Source organism: Mycolicibacterium canariasense, from assembly GCF_002101555.1.
In the GTDB taxonomy this organism is placed as follows: domain Bacteria; phylum Actinomycetota; class Actinomycetes; order Mycobacteriales; family Mycobacteriaceae; genus Mycobacterium; species Mycobacterium canariasense.
In genome coordinates this window covers 45225-61403 of the sequence record NZ_LQOL01000023.1, presented here as the reverse complement: position 1 = coordinate 61403, position 16179 = coordinate 45225, and the positions used below count along the sequence as shown (strand labels likewise).

Here is a 16179-nt window from a genome sequence, read left to right as displayed (position 1 = left end):
GTCACCTCGATGGGCGGCCGACGGGCGCCCGGATACCCGGTCCGCCGGTACCGGAAAAGTCTTGGTGACACCGGACGATGTCTGTGTAACGGCGCCAGCGGAACGGTCGACGCCGGGGTCTGGCAAACCACCCGCTGTGGCGGTTGCCACAGTTGCGACGAGGCGCCGTCAGCCCTGCGGACCCACCAGGGCCCGCAACATGGACAGCATCTCCGAGCGCGATTCGGCCCCGAGCCGGCGGCGGATCCGCGCCACGTGGTGCTCCACCGTCTTGGCCGAGATCAGCAGCTGGTTCCCGATATCGCGGTACGGCATGCCCTGCAGCACCAGCTCGGCCACCTCGCGCTCCCGGTCCGACAACCGCGCCCACGTCGGCATCGATTGCCCCGGCTCCGCCGGGGCGCGGGTCGGGGCGCTGGGAATGGCATCCTCTGCCACATCGGATTTCAGGTCGCGGGCGAGCTGCAACATCGCCCCCGACACCTTGCCGTCCGGTGTGTGCAGCGCCGCCTGACTGGCCAGCCGGGTGGCGTCCCAGGTCAGCCCGAACCGGGCCAGGCCACGCGCGGCGGCCGTCACCTCTTCGGGATCGACCTGATTGGCCAGCACCCGCAGCCAGCTGCGGCCCGCGGTGGCCAGGCTGCGGGCGAACGGGCTCTGCCCGGCCGCGGCGGCCAGCGCCTGACCGTGCGGGGCGACCGCCTCGGGGGAGTTGGCCAGGATGCCGGCATGCACGCCGGCCCAGTGCAGCGGCACCGACCACAGCACCGGGTTACCGAGCGCGGCGAGCAGGCCGAACGCCTCGTCGACGTGATGCTGAATCCGGTCGACCTGGCGCAGCCGCGCCGCGGCCACCCACACCTCGCCCAGCGGCAGCGTGCAGTAGACGTCCAGCGAGTACTCGGCCAGTACCTCCACCGCGGCATACCAGTACTTCTGCACCGCGCCGCCGTCACCACTGCGCCGCGCGATCGCGGTACGCAGCGCCGCCGCCCAGAGCGCGTCCCGGCGGTGCGGTGCCGACGGTATGGCCGCCACATCGGCGTTCGCCGCGCTCAACTGGCCGTCCTGCATGCGCACCCAGCCGAGCAGCAGCCGGTGCCGGGCCGCGGTGAATCCGTGGTCGTCGGCCGAGTCGGTGCCGGCGGCACGGGCGATGATGCTGCGCGCCCGCACCGGATCGCCGCCGTGCAGCGCGGCGAGGGTGACCAGCGCCGCCGGGCTGTCCGGCGCGACACCGGCATAGGTGCGCTCGGCGGTGATTGCCTGGCTCAACCGCCCGATCGCGGTGGCATAGGGCTGGTCCAGGGTGGCCAGCAACCCGACCGCCAAAGTGCGGGCCGCCCGCGCCGTCGACGTCGGCGGGCCGGTGTCCTCGACGGCCAGCGCGGCACGGGCCGACGCGGCGTCGCCGGTGCCGACGGCCACGATCGCCGCGGCGGACCCGACCACGGCGTCGGGGTACGGGCCGAGCCAGCGGAACAGATCGGCGGCCTGCCCGGCCGCGCCGTCGTGGGCGGCGATGCTGGCGGCGATCCGGACCGCGGCCGCGCGTTCGGCCGCGTCGGAGGAACCGAGCAGGTCGTCGGCCAGCCGGGCCGCGGTCGCGCAGTCACCCGTCATGGCCAGGGCGTCGGCCAGCCCGGCGCTGTGCGCGCGAGGGCCCGCTCCGGCGTCGGCCGCCGCGCGGAACAGCCGGGCCGCTCGCGCCGGCTGGCTGCGCTGCTCGGTGGCAAGCGTGATCAGCGCGTCGGCCAGCAGGGTGTCGCGCAATCCGTGCTCTGCCATGCGCAGGGCTAAATCCGTTGAGAGCGTTCCCATCTCGGATTGCGACCGCAGTAGCGCGGTCTCGTCGTCATGATGCCGGGCCGACCCGAGGATTTCGGCCACCGCGCGGTGCAGGATGCCCAGGAACGGCCGGCGATGCGCCGGGTCGATGAGTCCGGTGGCGCGGGCGTGATCCATCACGCGCCCGGCCTGCTCGGCGTCGATGCGCAGCGCGGCGGCGATGTCGTCGGCGCCGAGACCCGGGCTCAGCGAGCACAACAGCAAGGCGTCGAGCACCGGTCGGCTCAGCCGGTGCAGTCGTTCCACCAGGGCGACCCGCGTCGCGGTGCCGATGGCGGCCGCTGCGGAGTCGGTGTCCGGTGCCCCGACGGCCGCGGCGGCGGGTGCCACCAGGAAGGGCAGTCCGGAAGTGGCGGCCTGTACGGCACGCACCAATTCATGTGGCAGCGAAGGGAATTCGTCGAGTGACAGGGGTCCGAGCGTGACGACCGGATTCTCCCGGGCCAAGGCCGTGGCCAGATTGCCCAGCGCGTCCCGGTGCGCCAGCGGTGCGGCCGCGACGACGATGGTCAGCTCCGGGCGTTCGACCAGTGTCGTCAACCGGATCAGCGCAGCGTCGTCGAGCAGTTCGGCGTCGTCGATGACGATTGCCGCACCATCGATTTCGGATTCGTCCGGCACCCAGGACAACACCGGCCGGCCGGCGTCGCGCAGCGCGGTGCGCACCTCGGTGACCCGTGTGGTCTTACCGGTGCCGATCCCCCCGGACACCAGCACCTTGGCCGGCCTGGTCGGCGCTTCGATCAGGCCGGCGAGCGGATCGGCGGAGCTCGCCCCGTTGCGTCGCACGGCTGAGCCCATCGGTTCGGTTATGCGCTACCGGACTGGACCACGGTGGTGGTCGGCGGCGCGGCTGTCGTGGTCGGCGGTGCGGCCGAGGTGGTCGGAGGCTTCGTGGTGGTCGTGGTCGGCGGCTGGGTCGTGGTCGTCGTGGTGGTGGGCGGAGTCGTGGTGGTGGTCGTGGTCGTCGTGGTGGTGGTCGTAGTGGTCGTCGTCGTGGTCGAGCTGGTGGTCGACGGCGTGGTGGTCGTGGTCGTGGTCGTGCTCGGGGGTGGCGGTGGCGGCACCTCGGAGGTGGTGACCAGCCCGTCGGACCCGGTCACGGTCACGGTCTGCGGCTCGGTGACCACCGGCTCGGTGCTCTGGCCCGGTTGGGTGGAGAAGCTGGTGGCCGTCTCGATCACCGTTCCGCCCGGTTCGCTGGTACCGGTCAGGGTGATGGCCAGCCCACCACCGGCCAGCAGGACCGCCGCGGCGGCCGCGCCGAAGAGCAGCGGGGGGCGTTTGTACCAGGGCAGCGGTGCGGCCGCCTCGCCCTGCGGTTCGTCCTCATGGGTGAAGGCCACCTCGGGCCTGGCATCGGTGAAACCGGTGGCGTAATCGGGTCCCTCGTAGGGCACCGGCTCGCCGGCTTGAATCGGATTGTCCTGCGACCAGGCCAATCCCGGTGCTGCCGCCGTCGGAGGTGCCCCTGCGGCGTCACCTGCCCCGGCCCAGCCCATGGTCGGGGCCAGACCGGTGGGCGCGGCGTCCGGGGCCGCGGCCGGCGCCAAACCCGTTGCGGCAGCGGCTTCGGAGGCCAGCCCGGCCACCAGTGCCGCGCCGACGGCGGTGTTGACCTGAGCGTACGGCGTGGTGATCACCGGTGCCTGCAACCGTTCGGACAGCCGCTGGGTGACCAACGGAATCGCTGCGCCGCCGCCGACCGTGGCGATCGCCGACACGCTGGAAACCGGAATCCTGTTGCGCTGCAACACTTCGTCCACCGCGTTGAGCAAGCCGTCCAGCGGTCCGGAGATCAGTTGCTCCAGCTCGGGACGGGTCACCCGCACATCGGAGGTGAACCCGGGCAGTTCGGCGGGCACCACGGTGGCGGTCTCGGCGGACAACCGCTCCTTGGCCCGGCGGCACTCCTCGCGCAGCCTGCCGAGTGAACCCACCGCCGCCGTGCCGGCGGGATCGGCGTTACCGGCCTCGGCGATGCCGGCGATGACGTGGTTGAGCAAGGCCTGGTCGATCTGATCGCCGGAGAAGTCGGGGTAGCGCTGCGTGGTTCCCAACGGGGCCAGGTTCGCGCCCGCGTCGGCGAGCGTGATGCTGGTACCGCTGCCGCCCAGATCGACCAGTACGACGACGCCCTGCCCGGGCAGGCCCGGCCCGCTGCGCAGACCGGCGAGGGCGGCCACCGAGTCGGGAACGACGGTCGCCGAGGACAGGCCCGGCTTGGCGCGCAACGCGACCTGCAACGCGGAGACCGCGGCCGGGCTCCACTGTGCCGGTGCGGCGATGGTGATGGGTGAGCCACCGCCGACGGTGTGGGCCATCGCGTCCAGCGCCTCGGCGAGCACCTGGTCACCGCGGTGCGACGACCCGTCGGAGGCGACCAGCGGGACCGGGTCGCCCACGCGGTCCACGAATCCGCCCAGCACCAGACCGGGCTGATTCAGATGGGGGTTCGCTCTGGCGTTTTCTGAAGGCACACCCACCTCGGGCGCGCGGTCGTTGAACAGGGTCAGCACCGCGCGACGCACCACCGGCGGCCGGCCTTCGCGCGCGGCCACCAGATTCGTGACACCGATCGACAACCCGAGAGAGTCGCCCATGTGATCTCCTGTCGAGAGTCGTGACGCCCTCACCTTAGTGGCAGCCGACGGCGGTCCGCGGCAATCCCCCTAACGTGTCGAAACCCCTAATGGGGCATCCCCTAATGGTGTGATCGGCGAGGTGGGCTCGGCACCGATTTGTGCCGCGACGTGCATCGATAGCATCGAAGCCAACTCACAGGAGAAAGGAGGGCGATCCGATGGCAAACGAACTGCTGGACTTCGTCATGTCCCTGGTACGTGATCCCGACGCCGCGGCACGCTACGCCGCCGACCCCGGCCAGGCGATCGCCGACGCTCATCTCACGGATGTGACCACCGCCGACGTCAACCATCTGATCCCCGTGGTCAGCGAGTCGCTCTCGGCGGCGGTGCCCACCGGCGGTGCCGACCTAGTGGACTCCGGGGACAACATCTGGGCCAGCGGCGCCGCGACGGCCGCCTTCGACGCGTTCGGTGATTTCGGTGCCGTCAGCGATCACGTCCCGGTCGTGGTGACCGATGATCCGCACTCGGCGGTGGCCCCGGCCGACGCGTTCGAGCACAGCGTGCCCGCTGTCGTCGACGACTACTCACCCGACATGCCGAACTTTGCTGAAGATCTCCATCCGGTCGACGACGTGCCCGTGGTCGACACGGGTCTGGACACCCACTGGAACCCCGATGTCGGCGGCGATCACCACACGCCGATCGACGACGGAGGATTCGACATCTTCGGCTGAACCCTTCAAAAAGCCCGCTCACCTGCAAGGGAGCGGGCTTTTTCGTGTCCGGATAGTGTCAACCCCAACGACCCCCTAACCCCCTAACGGGCGCACCCCCTATACCCCCGACGGGGGTTCTGAAAGCAGGGGTTTCGGCCCCGTTCCAGCCGCAGGGCGAAATCCATAACGTTGTTGTCAGTTCGCCGGACCACCCGGAAACAGACAGAAGACCACCGAATGAAAGGCACTCCGATGACCACTCTGATCGACTACATCCTCGACCTGTTCCGCAGCCCCGACGTCGCGGCGGCCTTCGTGGCCGACCCCGACCAGGCCATGCGCGATGCCGGCCTGCCGAACGTCAGCGCCGCCCAGCTCGCGTCGGTCGCGGCCAGCGTCGCACCGGCCGGCGTGGCCCTGGGCAACGGTGATCCGGTGTACGGCCTGCAGAGCGCGGTGTCGAGCTACCACAGCTTCGCCTCCCCGTTCTCGCCGCAGACCTCCTACACCTCGGCGCCGACCTTCGCGCCGCAGACCGATTTCGCCAGCCACAACAACACCGACTTCGCCAGCCATAACGACGTGCCGGTGTTCAGCCCCAACCAGGACGCCGGCGCCAACGCCCAGCAGGGCGCGGTCAACCTCGGCTTCGGTGACATCACGCTGTTCGGCAGCAAGACCACCACCACGACGACCGCCACCAACGGCGGCGTGGTGGTCGACGGCACCAACACCGGCACCGTCACCACCGGTCACGACAACACCGTCGGTGACGGCAACACCAACGTCCACGACGTGCTGACCGGCAGCCATTCCCCGGTGATCGTCGGCGCCGGCAACCAGGTGCACGACAGCTCGCAGACCGCGGGCGGGGACGTCATCTCGCACAACAGCGGGCCTGTCATCAAGGACGTCGACACCAGCGGCGGCAACGGCGGCGGGGCCAGCGCCGGCGGCGGCATCCTGGGTGGCGGCCACGCCAGCGGCGGCAGCGGGGGCAGCGGTGGCAGCATCGTGATCAACGACAGCCACGGCTCGACCAACGTCGACAGCGGCAACACCAACGTGGTAGACAGCTCCAGCCACACGTCGACCACCACCTCGGTGAGCGGGCACTCGACGATCGACAGCTCGGTGCACGAGGACAGCTCGGTGCACACCACGGTGACCGACGAGTCGGTGCACCAGGCCGGCGGCATCAACACCTACGCCGATACCGATCTGCACAACACCACCAACATCGAGCCGCACACCGATTTCCACGCATTCTGATCGACACCCGATGGGCGGGGACCACAAGGTCCCCGCCTTTCGGCGCGCATAGCCTTTGATGGGTCAGGAGAGGACGACATGACGCAACCGCAGGACCGGACCGCCGGCAGGCCGGCCAGAACAGTCGAAGTGATCGTCGAGCTCATCGACCACAGCTCCCGGATCGCCGCCGCCCACGACCGTCCCGACCTGGTGGAGCGCCTGCGCATCGCCCGGGACCGGATCACCGACCCGCAGATCCGGGTGGTCATCGCCGGACAGCTCAAACAGGGCAAGAGCCAGCTGCTGAACTCCCTGCTGAACATGCCGGTGGCCCGCGTCGGCGACGACGAGAGCACCGTGCTGGCCACCGTCGTCTCCTACGCGGAGACCCCGTCGGCCCGGCTGGCGATCGCCCGGCCCGATGGTGAGCCGGAGTTCGTGCCCATCGACATGGCCGACCTGCGCAACGATCTGCGCAACGCCCCGCAAGCCCAGGGCCGCCAGGTGCTGCGCGTCGAGGTCGGCGTGCCCAGCCCGATGCTCAAGAACGGCCTGACCTTCATCGACACTCCCGGCGTCGGCGGCCACGGCCAGCCCCACCTGTCGGCCACCTTGGGCCTGCTGCCCGAGGCGGACGCGCTGCTGATGATCAGCGACACCAGTCAGGAGTTCACCGAACCCGAACTGACCTTCCTGCGCCAAGCCGTCGAGATCGCACCCGTCGCCGCGATCCTGGCCACCAAGACCGACCTGTACCCGCACTGGCGCGAGATCGTGGCCGCCAATACCGCGCACCTGCAGCGCGCCGGCATCACCACCCCGATGATCCCGGTCAGTTCGGTGCTGCGCAGCCACGCGATCTCGCTCAACGACAAGGAGCTCAACGAGGAATCCAACTTCCCCGAACTCGTCAAGTTCCTCGGCGACAAGGTGATGTCCCGCGAGACCGATCGGGTGCGCGACCACGTCGTCGATGAAATCAGAGCGGCCGCAGAGCATCTCGCACTCGCGGCGGAAGCCGAACTGTCGGCACTCAACGATCCCGACACCCGCGGGAAACTGGCCGCCGACCTGGAACGGCGCAAGCAGGAAGCCCAGGATGCGCTGGCGCAGACCGCGCTGTGGCAACAGGTGCTCAACGACGGCATCGCCGACCTGACCGCCGACATCGACCACGATCTGCGAAACCGCTTCCGCCACATCACCGCTCACACCGAGCGGGTGATCGACAACTGCGATCCCACCCATCACTGGGCCGAGATCGGGGCGGAGCTCGAAGAGGCCATCGCCACCGCCGTCGGTGACAACTTCGTCTGGGCCTATCAACGCGCCGAGGCGCTGGCCGCCGAGGTGGCCCGCACCTTCACCGAAGCCGGCTTGGACGCCATCGAACAACCGCATGTCAGCGCGCGTGAGATGGGGGCCAATCTCGGGGAGTTCAAGGCCCTGGCCCGACTGGACGCCAAGCCGATCAAGACCGGTCACAAGATCGTCACCGGGATGCGCGGCTCTTACGGCGGAGTGCTGATGTTCGGCATGCTCACCTCGTTCGCGGGCCTGGGCATGTTCAATCCACTGTCGCTGGGTGCCGGACTCCTGCTGGGCCGCAAGGCTTATAAGGAGGACATGGAGAACCGGATGCTGCGGGTGCGTAACGAGGCCAAGACCAATATGCGCCGGTTCGTCGACGACGTGTCGTTCGTGGTGAACAAGGAGTCCCGGGACCGGCTGCGCGCCATCCAACGCCAGCTGCGTGACCACTACCGCGGCATCGCCAACCAGACGTCGCGTTCGCTCAACGAATCCCTGCAGGCGACGCTGGCGTCGGCCAAGCTGGAGGAAAACGAGCGCAACACCCGCATCGCCGAGCTGGAACGCCAGCTCAACATCCTGCGGCAGGTGATGGACAACGCCGACAAATTAAGCTGATCGGCGGTATGAGCACCAGCGATAATGTGCGCGCGATCCTGGCCGGCACCGTCCGCGCCTACCAGGCCGACCCCGCCTACCGGAACCGGCCGGACGTGCACAACGAACTCCAGCGGATCGGAGCCCGGCTCAACGAGCCGATCCGCATCGCGCTGGCCGGCACCCTCAAGTCAGGCAAGTCGACTCTGGTCAATGCCCTAGTGGGGGAGGAGATCGCCCCGACCGATGCCACCGAGGCCACCCGTCTGGTCACCCGGTTCCGGCATGGTCTGACCCCGAAGGTGACCGCCAATCACCGCGGCGGCCGCCGCTCCAACGTGCCGATCACCAGGGACCCGCACGACCGGGGGTTGACGTTCAGCTTCGACGGCCTGGACGAGGGCGATATCGAGGACCTGGACGTGCAGTGGCCGGCCGCGGAGCTGGTCGACACCACGATCATCGACACGCCGGGCACCTCGTCACTGTCGCGCGACGTCTCGGCGCGCACGCTGCGGCTGCTGGTTCCCGAGGACGGCGTGCCCCGGGTGGACGCCGTGGTGTTCCTGCTGCGCACCCTCAACGCCGCCGATATCGCGCTGCTCAAACAGATCGGTGAGTTGGTCGGCGGGGAGGCGGGGGTCTCGAGCGCACTGGGTGTCATCGGCGTGGCCTCGCGGGCCGACGAGATCGGTGCCGGCCGGATCGATGCGATGCTCTCAGCCCGCGAGGTGGCCACCCGGTTCACCTCCGAGATGGAGAAGACCGGCATCTGCCAGGCCGTGATCCCGGTGTCGGGCCTGCTGGCCCTGACCGCACGCACGTTGCGGCAGAGCGAGTTCGTCGCGCTGGAGAAGCTCGCCGCGGTGGAACCGGCCGACCTCACCAAGGCGATGCTGAGTGTGGACCGGTTCGCCAGACAGGACAGCTCGTTACCGGTGGACGCCGCGACCCGCGCCGCCCTGCTGGACCGGTTCGGCATGTTCGGCATCCGCATCGCCATCGCGGTGTTGCGCGCCGGGATCAGCGATTCGGTGGCGCTGGCCGACGAACTGCTGGAGCGCAGTGGGCTGATCGCGCTGCGCGACGTCATCGACCAGCAGTTCGCGCAGCGGTCCGATCTACTCAAGGCGCACACCGCACTGCTGGCGCTGCGACGGTTCGTCCAGGTCAATCCGGTCTACGCCGGCAGGCAGATCCTCGCCGACATCGATCCGCTGCTGGCCGATGCCCATCCGTTCGAGGAACTCCGGCTGCTGAGTCAATTGCGTTCCCGGCCAACCACTTTGAACGACGACGAGATGGCGTCGCTACGCCGACTGATCGGCGGGTCGGGCACCGACCCGGCCAGCCGGCTGGGGCTGGGCCCCGACGATCCGTACGACGGGCCGCGGGCGGCATTCGCGGCCGCGCAGCGCTGGCGACGGCGGGCCGATCACCCGCTCAACGATCCGTTCACCACCCGGGCCTGCCGGGCCGCGGTACGCAGCGCGGAGGCGCTGGTGGCGGAGTACCACGCGATGGGGCGTTAGGGATACAGCGTCCGGGTCTCGTTGAACCGTGGGCGCCGCCGGGTGGTGGTCTGCTCATCGCTGGACTCGGTGCTCCGGCGGCGGGTCTGCGGGCCCTGCGACGGCGACGTCGACGAAGTCGTCGTGGACGACCCGGACGACGTGGTGGCGTCGGGGTCGTTGATATCGGTGGTGGCCGGCGGGCTGGTGCTGGTGATGGTCTCGGTGGTGGTGGTCGCCGACGACGTCGACCGGTCCGAGAAGGTGGGTGTGACGAATTCCGTCGGCGCCTGCTGCGGCTGATCGAACTGACGGGCGACGAACAGGGCGCCCCAGACGATCAGCGCGATGGCCGCCAGCGCGGCGAGGCTGGCCGCGGCCAATGTGGACGTGCGTTCATGCCACTTACGCTCGTCCGTCACGGGCACCGATAGTAACCGCGCCGTGCCGGTGGCTGCCGGGTCAACCGAGTTGACCGATGACCTCGGAGACGAAGAAGTCCAGGTGATCCAGATCCGACATGTCCAGAACCTGCAGGTACACCCGCTGAACCCCGGCGTCGAGGTAGCCGCCCAGCTTGTCGGCGATCTCCGCCGGGGTGCCCACCGTCGGCGAGTTTCCGCGCATCTCGTCCAGCTCGCGGCCGATGGCCGCCGCCCGCCGGGTCAGTTCCGCCTCGTCGCGACCGGCGCACAGCACGAACGCCGCCGAGTAGACCAGCGAGTCCGGTGCCCGGCCCGCCGCGTCGACCGCCGCGCCGACCCGTCCGAACTGCTCGGTCAGCTTGTCCAGCGGCGCGAACGGCATGTTGAACTCGCCGGCGAACTGTGCGGTGAGCGCCGGGGTGCGCTTCGGGCCGCCGCCGCCGACGATGATCGGCAGCGGGCGCTGCACCGGTTTGGGCAGGGCGGGCGAGTCCTTGACGGTGTAGTGCTTGCCGGTGTGGTCGAAGGTCTCGCCGACGGGCGTGCCCCACAGGCCGGTGAGAATTTGCAACTGTTCGGTGAGCCGGTCGAACCGTTCGCCCAGCGGCGGGAACGGGATGGCGTAAGCCTGGTGCTCGTCTTCGAACCAGCCCGCGCCGATGCCCAATTCGACTCGGCCACCGCTCATCTCGTCGACCTGCGCGACGGCGATGGCCAGCGGTCCCGGGTGGCGGAAGGTGGCCGAGGTGACCATGGTGCCCAGCCGGATGGTGGAGGTCTCCCGCGCGATACCGCCCAGGGTGACCCACGAATCGGTGGGCCCGGGCAATCCGTCGCCGCTCATGGCCAGGTAGTGGTCCGACCGGAAAAACGCGGAGAACCCCAGCTTCTCGGCGGCCTGCGCGACGGCGAGCTGGTCGCCGTAGGTGGCACCTTGTTGCGGTTCGACGAAGACGCGGAAGTCGGTTGTTCCCATGTGCTCAACACTAGAGGCCGCGGCGGGCCGCCCGCAGAGCGGCAACGGCGTCGTCGTCGCCGTCGAAGGTGACCCGCGCCGGTTCGCGGCCGGCGGCGAACAACAGCAGTTCCCCCGGCTCGCCGGTGACGGTCACCGGTGCGCCGCTACCGGCGGCGGCGAGCACCTTGCCGTCCGGCGCGGCCAGACTCACCCTGGCCGGTGACTTCGACAGCGTCATCCTGGCGAACTGGGCCACCTGCCGCGTCAGCGCACGGCCGGTCTGATCGTCGAGAGCCCTTGGCTCCCAGGATGTCCCGGCCCGGCGCACATCTTCGTGGTGGATGAACATCTCGGCGACGTTGACCAGCGGATCGAGCAGGGCGAACGGCGAGTACACCGGCGGCCCGGCGGCGACCTTGTCCAGGAGGGCGGCCCAGTCGTTGGACGCCGTCACCTGTTCCTGCACCTTGGCCGTGTAGCCGGCCAGCGCCGGCAGCAGGATGCCGGGCGCGGCGTCGATGCGTCGCTCGCGCACCACCAGGTGTGCGGCCAGATCGCGGGTGGTCCAGCCCTCGCACAGGGTCGGGGCGTCGGGCCCGGCCTCGCGCATGGTGGCGACCAGGGCCGCGCGTTCACGTCGTGCCACCGACATCACATTCCCCCGCTCATGGATCAGAAGACGTCCACGCCCTCGACCCGCACCAGCATGCCGTGGCCGGTGCCGTCGTTGGTGAACCGGGTGCCCTCCGTTGACGCCGCGATGGTCCAACCCAGTGCCTGGTAGGTCTTGTAATCCAGCGTGACAGCCGGAATATCGCCGAGATTGCCCAGCACCCAATGGACTTCGCCGTCGGCGCTCAACCGCACCCCGTTGGCCGGCGCTCCGTCCACCTCCGGGGCGTTCTGGAACTGCGACTCACAACCCACCTCGGCGGTGGACACCTGGCAGCGCGTCAACCCCGATTTCGTCTGGATGAAGACGTACCCGTTCTGCGGAGCGAGGGTCTCGGCACCCGGCGGCGCGGCGGTGGGGGCCGGGCTGGACGGGGCCGGCGTGCTCGGGGGCGCGGGGGTGCTGCGGCTCGGCCGCGGGGTGGGCACCGTCGGTTCGATGCCGTCGGTATCCGGCGCCCCCGTGGGATGGCCGTTGATCAGGTCGGAGCAACCACCCAGGCTCAGCACGACGGCGGCAGCGCATGCCGCCACTCGTATCCCCCTACCGACCACACGTCGAGGCTACCGGCTGCAATGTCGCGGCTTCGGGAACGTTACGTCGCGTCTCGGTAACTTCACAGCATGCCGACCTAGGGTCGGCGTAATGCTCGGCAAGCACGGTGCCCGCTTGTGGGACAGGTTCCTGGACTCGCCGTTCTCCGGCCTCGCGCCGTGGGTGTGGATGGCAATCCTGGCCGGTCCGGGGCGTTTCGAATTGGCGGTATCGGGGGCGCTGGCGATCTCGGTGCTGGTGCTGGTGATGTGCTGGCGACGGGGAATCCCGGTGCATGTCATCGAATTCCTCGGCGTCGGCTACTTCGTGCTGATGGCGATCATCGGGTTTTTCGCCTCGACCGCCACCAAGGCTTGGCTGGAACTGTGGTCCGGCGATATCACCAATGCACTGCTGGCCGGGTACGCCATGGTCACCCTGGTGATCAGGCGGCCGTACACGATGGTCTACGCACGGCACAGGATGGCGCGCGAGCATTGGGGCACTTCGCTTTTCGTGCGGATCAACATGGCGGTCACGGGTGTCTGGGCAGCCGTGTTCGCCTTCGCGGCGGCCGGCGGCCTGGTCGGCGACGCGCTGTGGCACGACACCGACAACTTCTGGACCGGTTGGACACTGCAACTGGCGGCGCTGTCCTTCGGGGTGGCGTTCAACGACGTGTATCCCGAGCGTGCGTTGGCCATCGCGCACGGCCACGCGCACGTTCCCTCCTGGGTGCGCGTCATCGAGTGGCTGCCGCCGTTCGTGGTCGGCACCGGGGTGGCCGGCTGGCTGCTGGGCGCGCTCGCCGGTGCCGGTTCGGCGGTCCTGATCGTCGGCGGTGTGGTCAGCGCGGCTGTCCTGCGCTGGGCAGCACACCGCCCAGCGCGGTCCGCGCCAACCGCCGGGCATTCTGCTCGGTGAGTGCACAATGCCCGGTCATCCGGCGAAAGATGAGTGGCCCGAACAGGATGTCGATGACATCGTCGATCGCCAGCGTCGGGTCGGCGTCGCCGCGGTCCAGGCCGCGCTGCCACAACGTGGCGATCGCCTCGCGCCGCCCGCGCAGGAAGTACTCCCGGAAATACGCCGCCCCGGTCGGATCGTCCGCGCAGGCCGCCAGCAGTTGGGCGAACACCTGCCCCCGCGGGCTGTCGTAGAACGCCGATACCCGGACCACCTGCTCGGCCAGGTCGTCGACGGTGCTTCCGGTGTCGGGCAACGGAAGAGCCTGGGCCATCATGGTGCCGAACGCCTCGGCCGCCACCGCCGTGCGGGACGGCCAGTGCTTGTACAGGGTGGCCTTGCTGGCACCCGAGCGCGCAGCGATCGCATCCATGGTGGCCGCCGGGAAACCACCGTCGTCGAGCAATTCGGCGGTGGCGGCCAGGACGGCGTGATGGATGCGATCGCTGCGCGCGCCGGTCGGGCGGACGAAGTCAGGCGACATCGTCGAAATCGGTCGATTCGGCCACGGCGCGCCACTGTGCGAGTTCGGCCTGCACGAGCGCGATCTTGGCCTCGACCGCGGCGATGGTGTCCTTGCCCAGCAACAGCCGCAGTGGTGGCGCCGGGGAGTCGACGACGTCGATGATGGCGGCGGCGGCCTTGATCGGGTCACCGGGCTGGTCGTGGTTGCGTTCCCCGGCGTGGCCGCGCATGGCCCCGGCGGGACCGTCGGTGTAGTCGTCGATGACGGTCTGCTGGGTGTGCAGGCTCGAGGAGTCCAGGAAGTCGGTGCGGAAGTAGCCAGGTTCGACGACCATGACGTGCACGCCCAGTGGTTTCAGTTCGGCGTGCATGGCCTCGGAGATGGCTTCGACCGCGAACTTGGTGGAGGTGTAGACACCCCAGCCGGGGGAGCTTGCGAAGCCGCCCACCGAGGAGATGTTCACGATGGTGCCGGACCGCTGCGCCCGCAGCACCGGCGTCACCGCGCGGGTGACGGTCAACAGCCCGAACACATTGGTGTCGTAGACGGCGCGCACCTCCGCGTCGGAGGCCTCTTCGACCGCGCCGAGCAGTCCGCGGCCGGCATTGTTGATCAGCACGTCGATCCGCCCGAAGCGTTGCACGGCGGCCTCGGCCGCGTTCTTGGCCTGGCTTTCGTCGGTGACGTCCAGGGCGACGGCCAACAGATTCTCCCCGGCGTCGGGCAACGCGTCGTAGATGGCCGTGGTGTCGCGCGCGGTGGCGACCACGCGGTGGCCGCGGGCCAGGGCGTCGCGGGCGATCTCGAGCCCGAATCCGCGGGATGCTCCTGTGATGAACCAAACGCTCATGGTGGTGACCAGCCTTTTCTCGGTATAACTGAACTGTACGATCAGTTTAGTTTGGTGGGACGCCCGGTCCAACGGTGCCTAACGCGGGTTTATTTCCCGGCCTACTGCCGCAGCACGATGCGGGTCAGGTCGGACAGCGCGACGTGCGGCGGCTCGTTGCCGAAGTGCTCGATGAGCTGAACCTGGATCTCGCCGACAACCCCGCCGAGGATGGCGCCGACGGCGATCATGGTCGGTTCGTCATCTTTGAAGACCGGCCGCAGGATCGACTCGTACTCCTCGTTGCTGAGCTGGCTCATCTTGTCGATGATCGTCTGCTCCAGGTCCAGGGCGTTCATGGCGTAGTCCTGCGCCTCGTGCAATGTCGTCGGCAGCTTCTCCAGCACCATGTGCACCAGGCTGTTCTTCACGGCGTTGTAGCGCTCGGTGCCGACGGCGAACTGCACCAGCGGTTTAGCCATCCCGGTCTGCGCATCGATCGCGGCGTCCACCTCCTTGGCCACGAGCGCGAACAACTTGTCCGCGCCCGGGCCGCGGAGCACCCCGTCGAACAGGATCTCGGCGGAGAACAGGTCCTCGGACAGGATCCGCGCGTAGTCGCGGGTGATGGTGTCGCGCTGGGCGTGCAGCAGGCCCTGGAACGGGATGAAGCCGAGATACTTGGTCGGGTGGATCGGCCGGAACAGCATGTTCAGGGCGATGTAGTCGCTGATGAAGCCGACGCCGAAGCCGAACGCCGGCATGATCCAGGGGTTCTGGAACAACGCCCAGGCCACCATCTGCACCACGCCGATGGCCAGACCGAAATAGATGCCGCTGCGCCGGACGAACGCCATGGCGTTGTCGCCGAGGCCGCGCATCAGCTTGTTGAGTTTGTCCTTGTTGCGCACCAGGGTGGTGATGGCCAGGAACTGGACGTCGACGAAGCGCGGCAGATCCGACTGCATTTCTCGCAGCAGGCTCTCGACCACCCGTGGCGTCTCGGCATGCACCCGGGACTTGATGGCCGCCCGGGCGGCCTCGGGCAGCGAATCCCACAATCCGGGGCGGATCTGTTCGGCGAGATCGCGGGATATCTCGTCGACGGCCTCGGTCAACGGCTCCCGCAGCGCCTCGACGGCTTCCTTGGCGTCGACCTTCTGGAGCAGTTCCTCCGGTTTGAGCAGGTTCTGGGTGAGCAATTCGATGGTCTTGGACCCCACCTTGCCGGCCCGCCGCGGCACGATGCCCTGCCAGCCGAACGGTCCGATGCCCTTGAACTCCTGCGGCCGATACAGCATCTCCAGCGCGACGATCTTGGTGCTCCAACCGACGAAAGCGGCCACGAACGGCATCGACAGATAGATCAGCCAGTTGACGCTGAAGTCGGCCTTGATCTCGTTCCAGCTTTGGATGGCGAGCAGGGTCTCGCCGGTACTCATGCGCGATCCGCCTTCGGCTTCTCGCCGGTACTCATGCGCGATCCGCCTTCGGCTTCTC

General features: G+C 69.1%; 14 protein-coding genes. 5 read left to right on the top strand and 9 right to left on the bottom strand.

Annotated elements, in window-relative coordinates:
* Nucleotides 1-168: 168 nt before the first annotated feature.
* Complete coding sequence (gene iniR, locus AWB94_RS03120; RefSeq protein ID WP_062658725.1) at nt 169-2649, bottom strand: isoniazid response ATPase/transcriptional regulator IniR; 2481 nt, start codon at nt 2647-2649, stop codon at nt 169-171.
* Nucleotides 2650-2657: 8 nt separating this feature from the next.
* Complete coding sequence (locus AWB94_RS03115; RefSeq protein WP_062658724.1) at nt 2658-4451, bottom strand: Hsp70 family protein; 1794 nt, start codon at nt 4449-4451, stop codon at nt 2658-2660.
* Nucleotides 4452-4651: 200 nt separating this feature from the next.
* On the opposite strand from AWB94_RS03115, the gene AWB94_RS03110 reads away from it, so the two are divergent.
* From AWB94_RS03110 to AWB94_RS03095, 4 genes are all read left to right on the top strand, one after another.
* On the top strand, nt 4652-5173 hold the full coding sequence (locus AWB94_RS03110; RefSeq protein ID WP_062658723.1) for an Rv0340 family IniB-related protein: 522 nt from the start codon (nt 4652-4654) through the stop codon (nt 5171-5173).
* A 234-nt stretch (nt 5174-5407) separates the two neighbouring features.
* Nucleotides 5408-6427 (top strand): IniB N-terminal domain-containing protein, encoded by a 1020-nt coding sequence (locus tag AWB94_RS03105; RefSeq protein WP_062658722.1) that lies wholly within the window; start codon nt 5408-5410, stop codon nt 6425-6427.
* Between the two features lie 78 nt (nt 6428-6505).
* Nucleotides 6506-8338: a dynamin family protein gene (locus AWB94_RS03100; RefSeq protein ID WP_062658721.1), complete on the top strand. Its 1833-nt coding sequence runs from the start codon at nt 6506-6508 to the stop codon at nt 8336-8338.
* 8 nt (nt 8339-8346) lie between these two features.
* Nucleotides 8347-9849, top strand: coding sequence for a dynamin family protein (locus tag AWB94_RS03095; protein WP_062658720.1), 1503 nt, complete (start codon nt 8347-8349; stop codon nt 9847-9849).
* Here the strand turns inward: AWB94_RS03095 and AWB94_RS03090 are convergent.
* From AWB94_RS03090 to AWB94_RS03075, 4 genes are read right to left on the bottom strand one after another with little or no spacing between them, the layout of a single operon-like run.
* Nucleotides 9846-10250 (bottom strand): hypothetical protein, encoded by a 405-nt coding sequence (locus AWB94_RS03090; RefSeq protein WP_084395382.1) that lies wholly within the window; start codon nt 10248-10250, stop codon nt 9846-9848. The two genes, AWB94_RS03095 and AWB94_RS03090, sit on opposite strands and share 4 nt — an antisense overlap.
* A gap of 40 nt (nt 10251-10290) precedes the next feature.
* Nucleotides 10291-11229: an LLM class F420-dependent oxidoreductase gene (locus tag AWB94_RS03085; protein WP_062658718.1), complete on the bottom strand. Its 939-nt coding sequence runs from the start codon at nt 11227-11229 to the stop codon at nt 10291-10293.
* A gap of 10 nt (nt 11230-11239) precedes the next feature.
* Nucleotides 11240-11863 carry a TIGR03085 family metal-binding protein gene (locus AWB94_RS03080; RefSeq protein ID WP_062658717.1) on the bottom strand — a complete coding sequence of 208 codons (624 nt, stop codon included), beginning with the start codon at nt 11861-11863 and terminating at the stop codon, nt 11240-11242.
* A 20-nt stretch (nt 11864-11883) separates the two neighbouring features.
* On the bottom strand, nt 11884-12423 hold the full coding sequence (locus tag AWB94_RS03075; RefSeq protein ID WP_201029596.1) for a hypothetical protein: 540 nt from the start codon (nt 12421-12423) through the stop codon (nt 11884-11886).
* 106 nt (nt 12424-12529) lie between these two features.
* On the opposite strand from AWB94_RS03075, the gene AWB94_RS03070 reads away from it, so the two are divergent.
* Complete coding sequence (locus AWB94_RS03070) at nt 12530-13342, top strand: hypothetical protein (protein WP_062658716.1); 813 nt, start codon at nt 12530-12532, stop codon at nt 13340-13342.
* Here the strand turns inward: AWB94_RS03070 and AWB94_RS03065 are convergent.
* From AWB94_RS03065 to AWB94_RS03055, 3 genes are all read right to left on the bottom strand, one after another.
* Nucleotides 13266-13868, bottom strand: a complete 603-nt coding sequence (locus AWB94_RS03065; RefSeq protein WP_062658715.1) for a TetR/AcrR family transcriptional regulator — start codon at nt 13866-13868, stop codon at nt 13266-13268. The two genes, AWB94_RS03070 and AWB94_RS03065, sit on opposite strands and share 77 nt — an antisense overlap.
* Nucleotides 13858-14700 (bottom strand): oxidoreductase, encoded by an 843-nt coding sequence (locus AWB94_RS03060; RefSeq protein WP_062658714.1) that lies wholly within the window; start codon nt 14698-14700, stop codon nt 13858-13860. The genes AWB94_RS03065 and AWB94_RS03060 overlap by 11 nt, the downstream gene beginning before the upstream one ends.
* Nucleotides 14701-14801: 101 nt before the next feature.
* The gene (locus tag AWB94_RS03055) at nt 14802-16121 is read right to left on the bottom strand and encodes a DUF445 domain-containing protein (RefSeq protein WP_062658713.1); all 1320 of its coding nucleotides are present in this window, start codon (nt 16119-16121) and stop codon (nt 14802-14804) included.
* Nucleotides 16122-16179 lie beyond the last annotated feature (58 nt).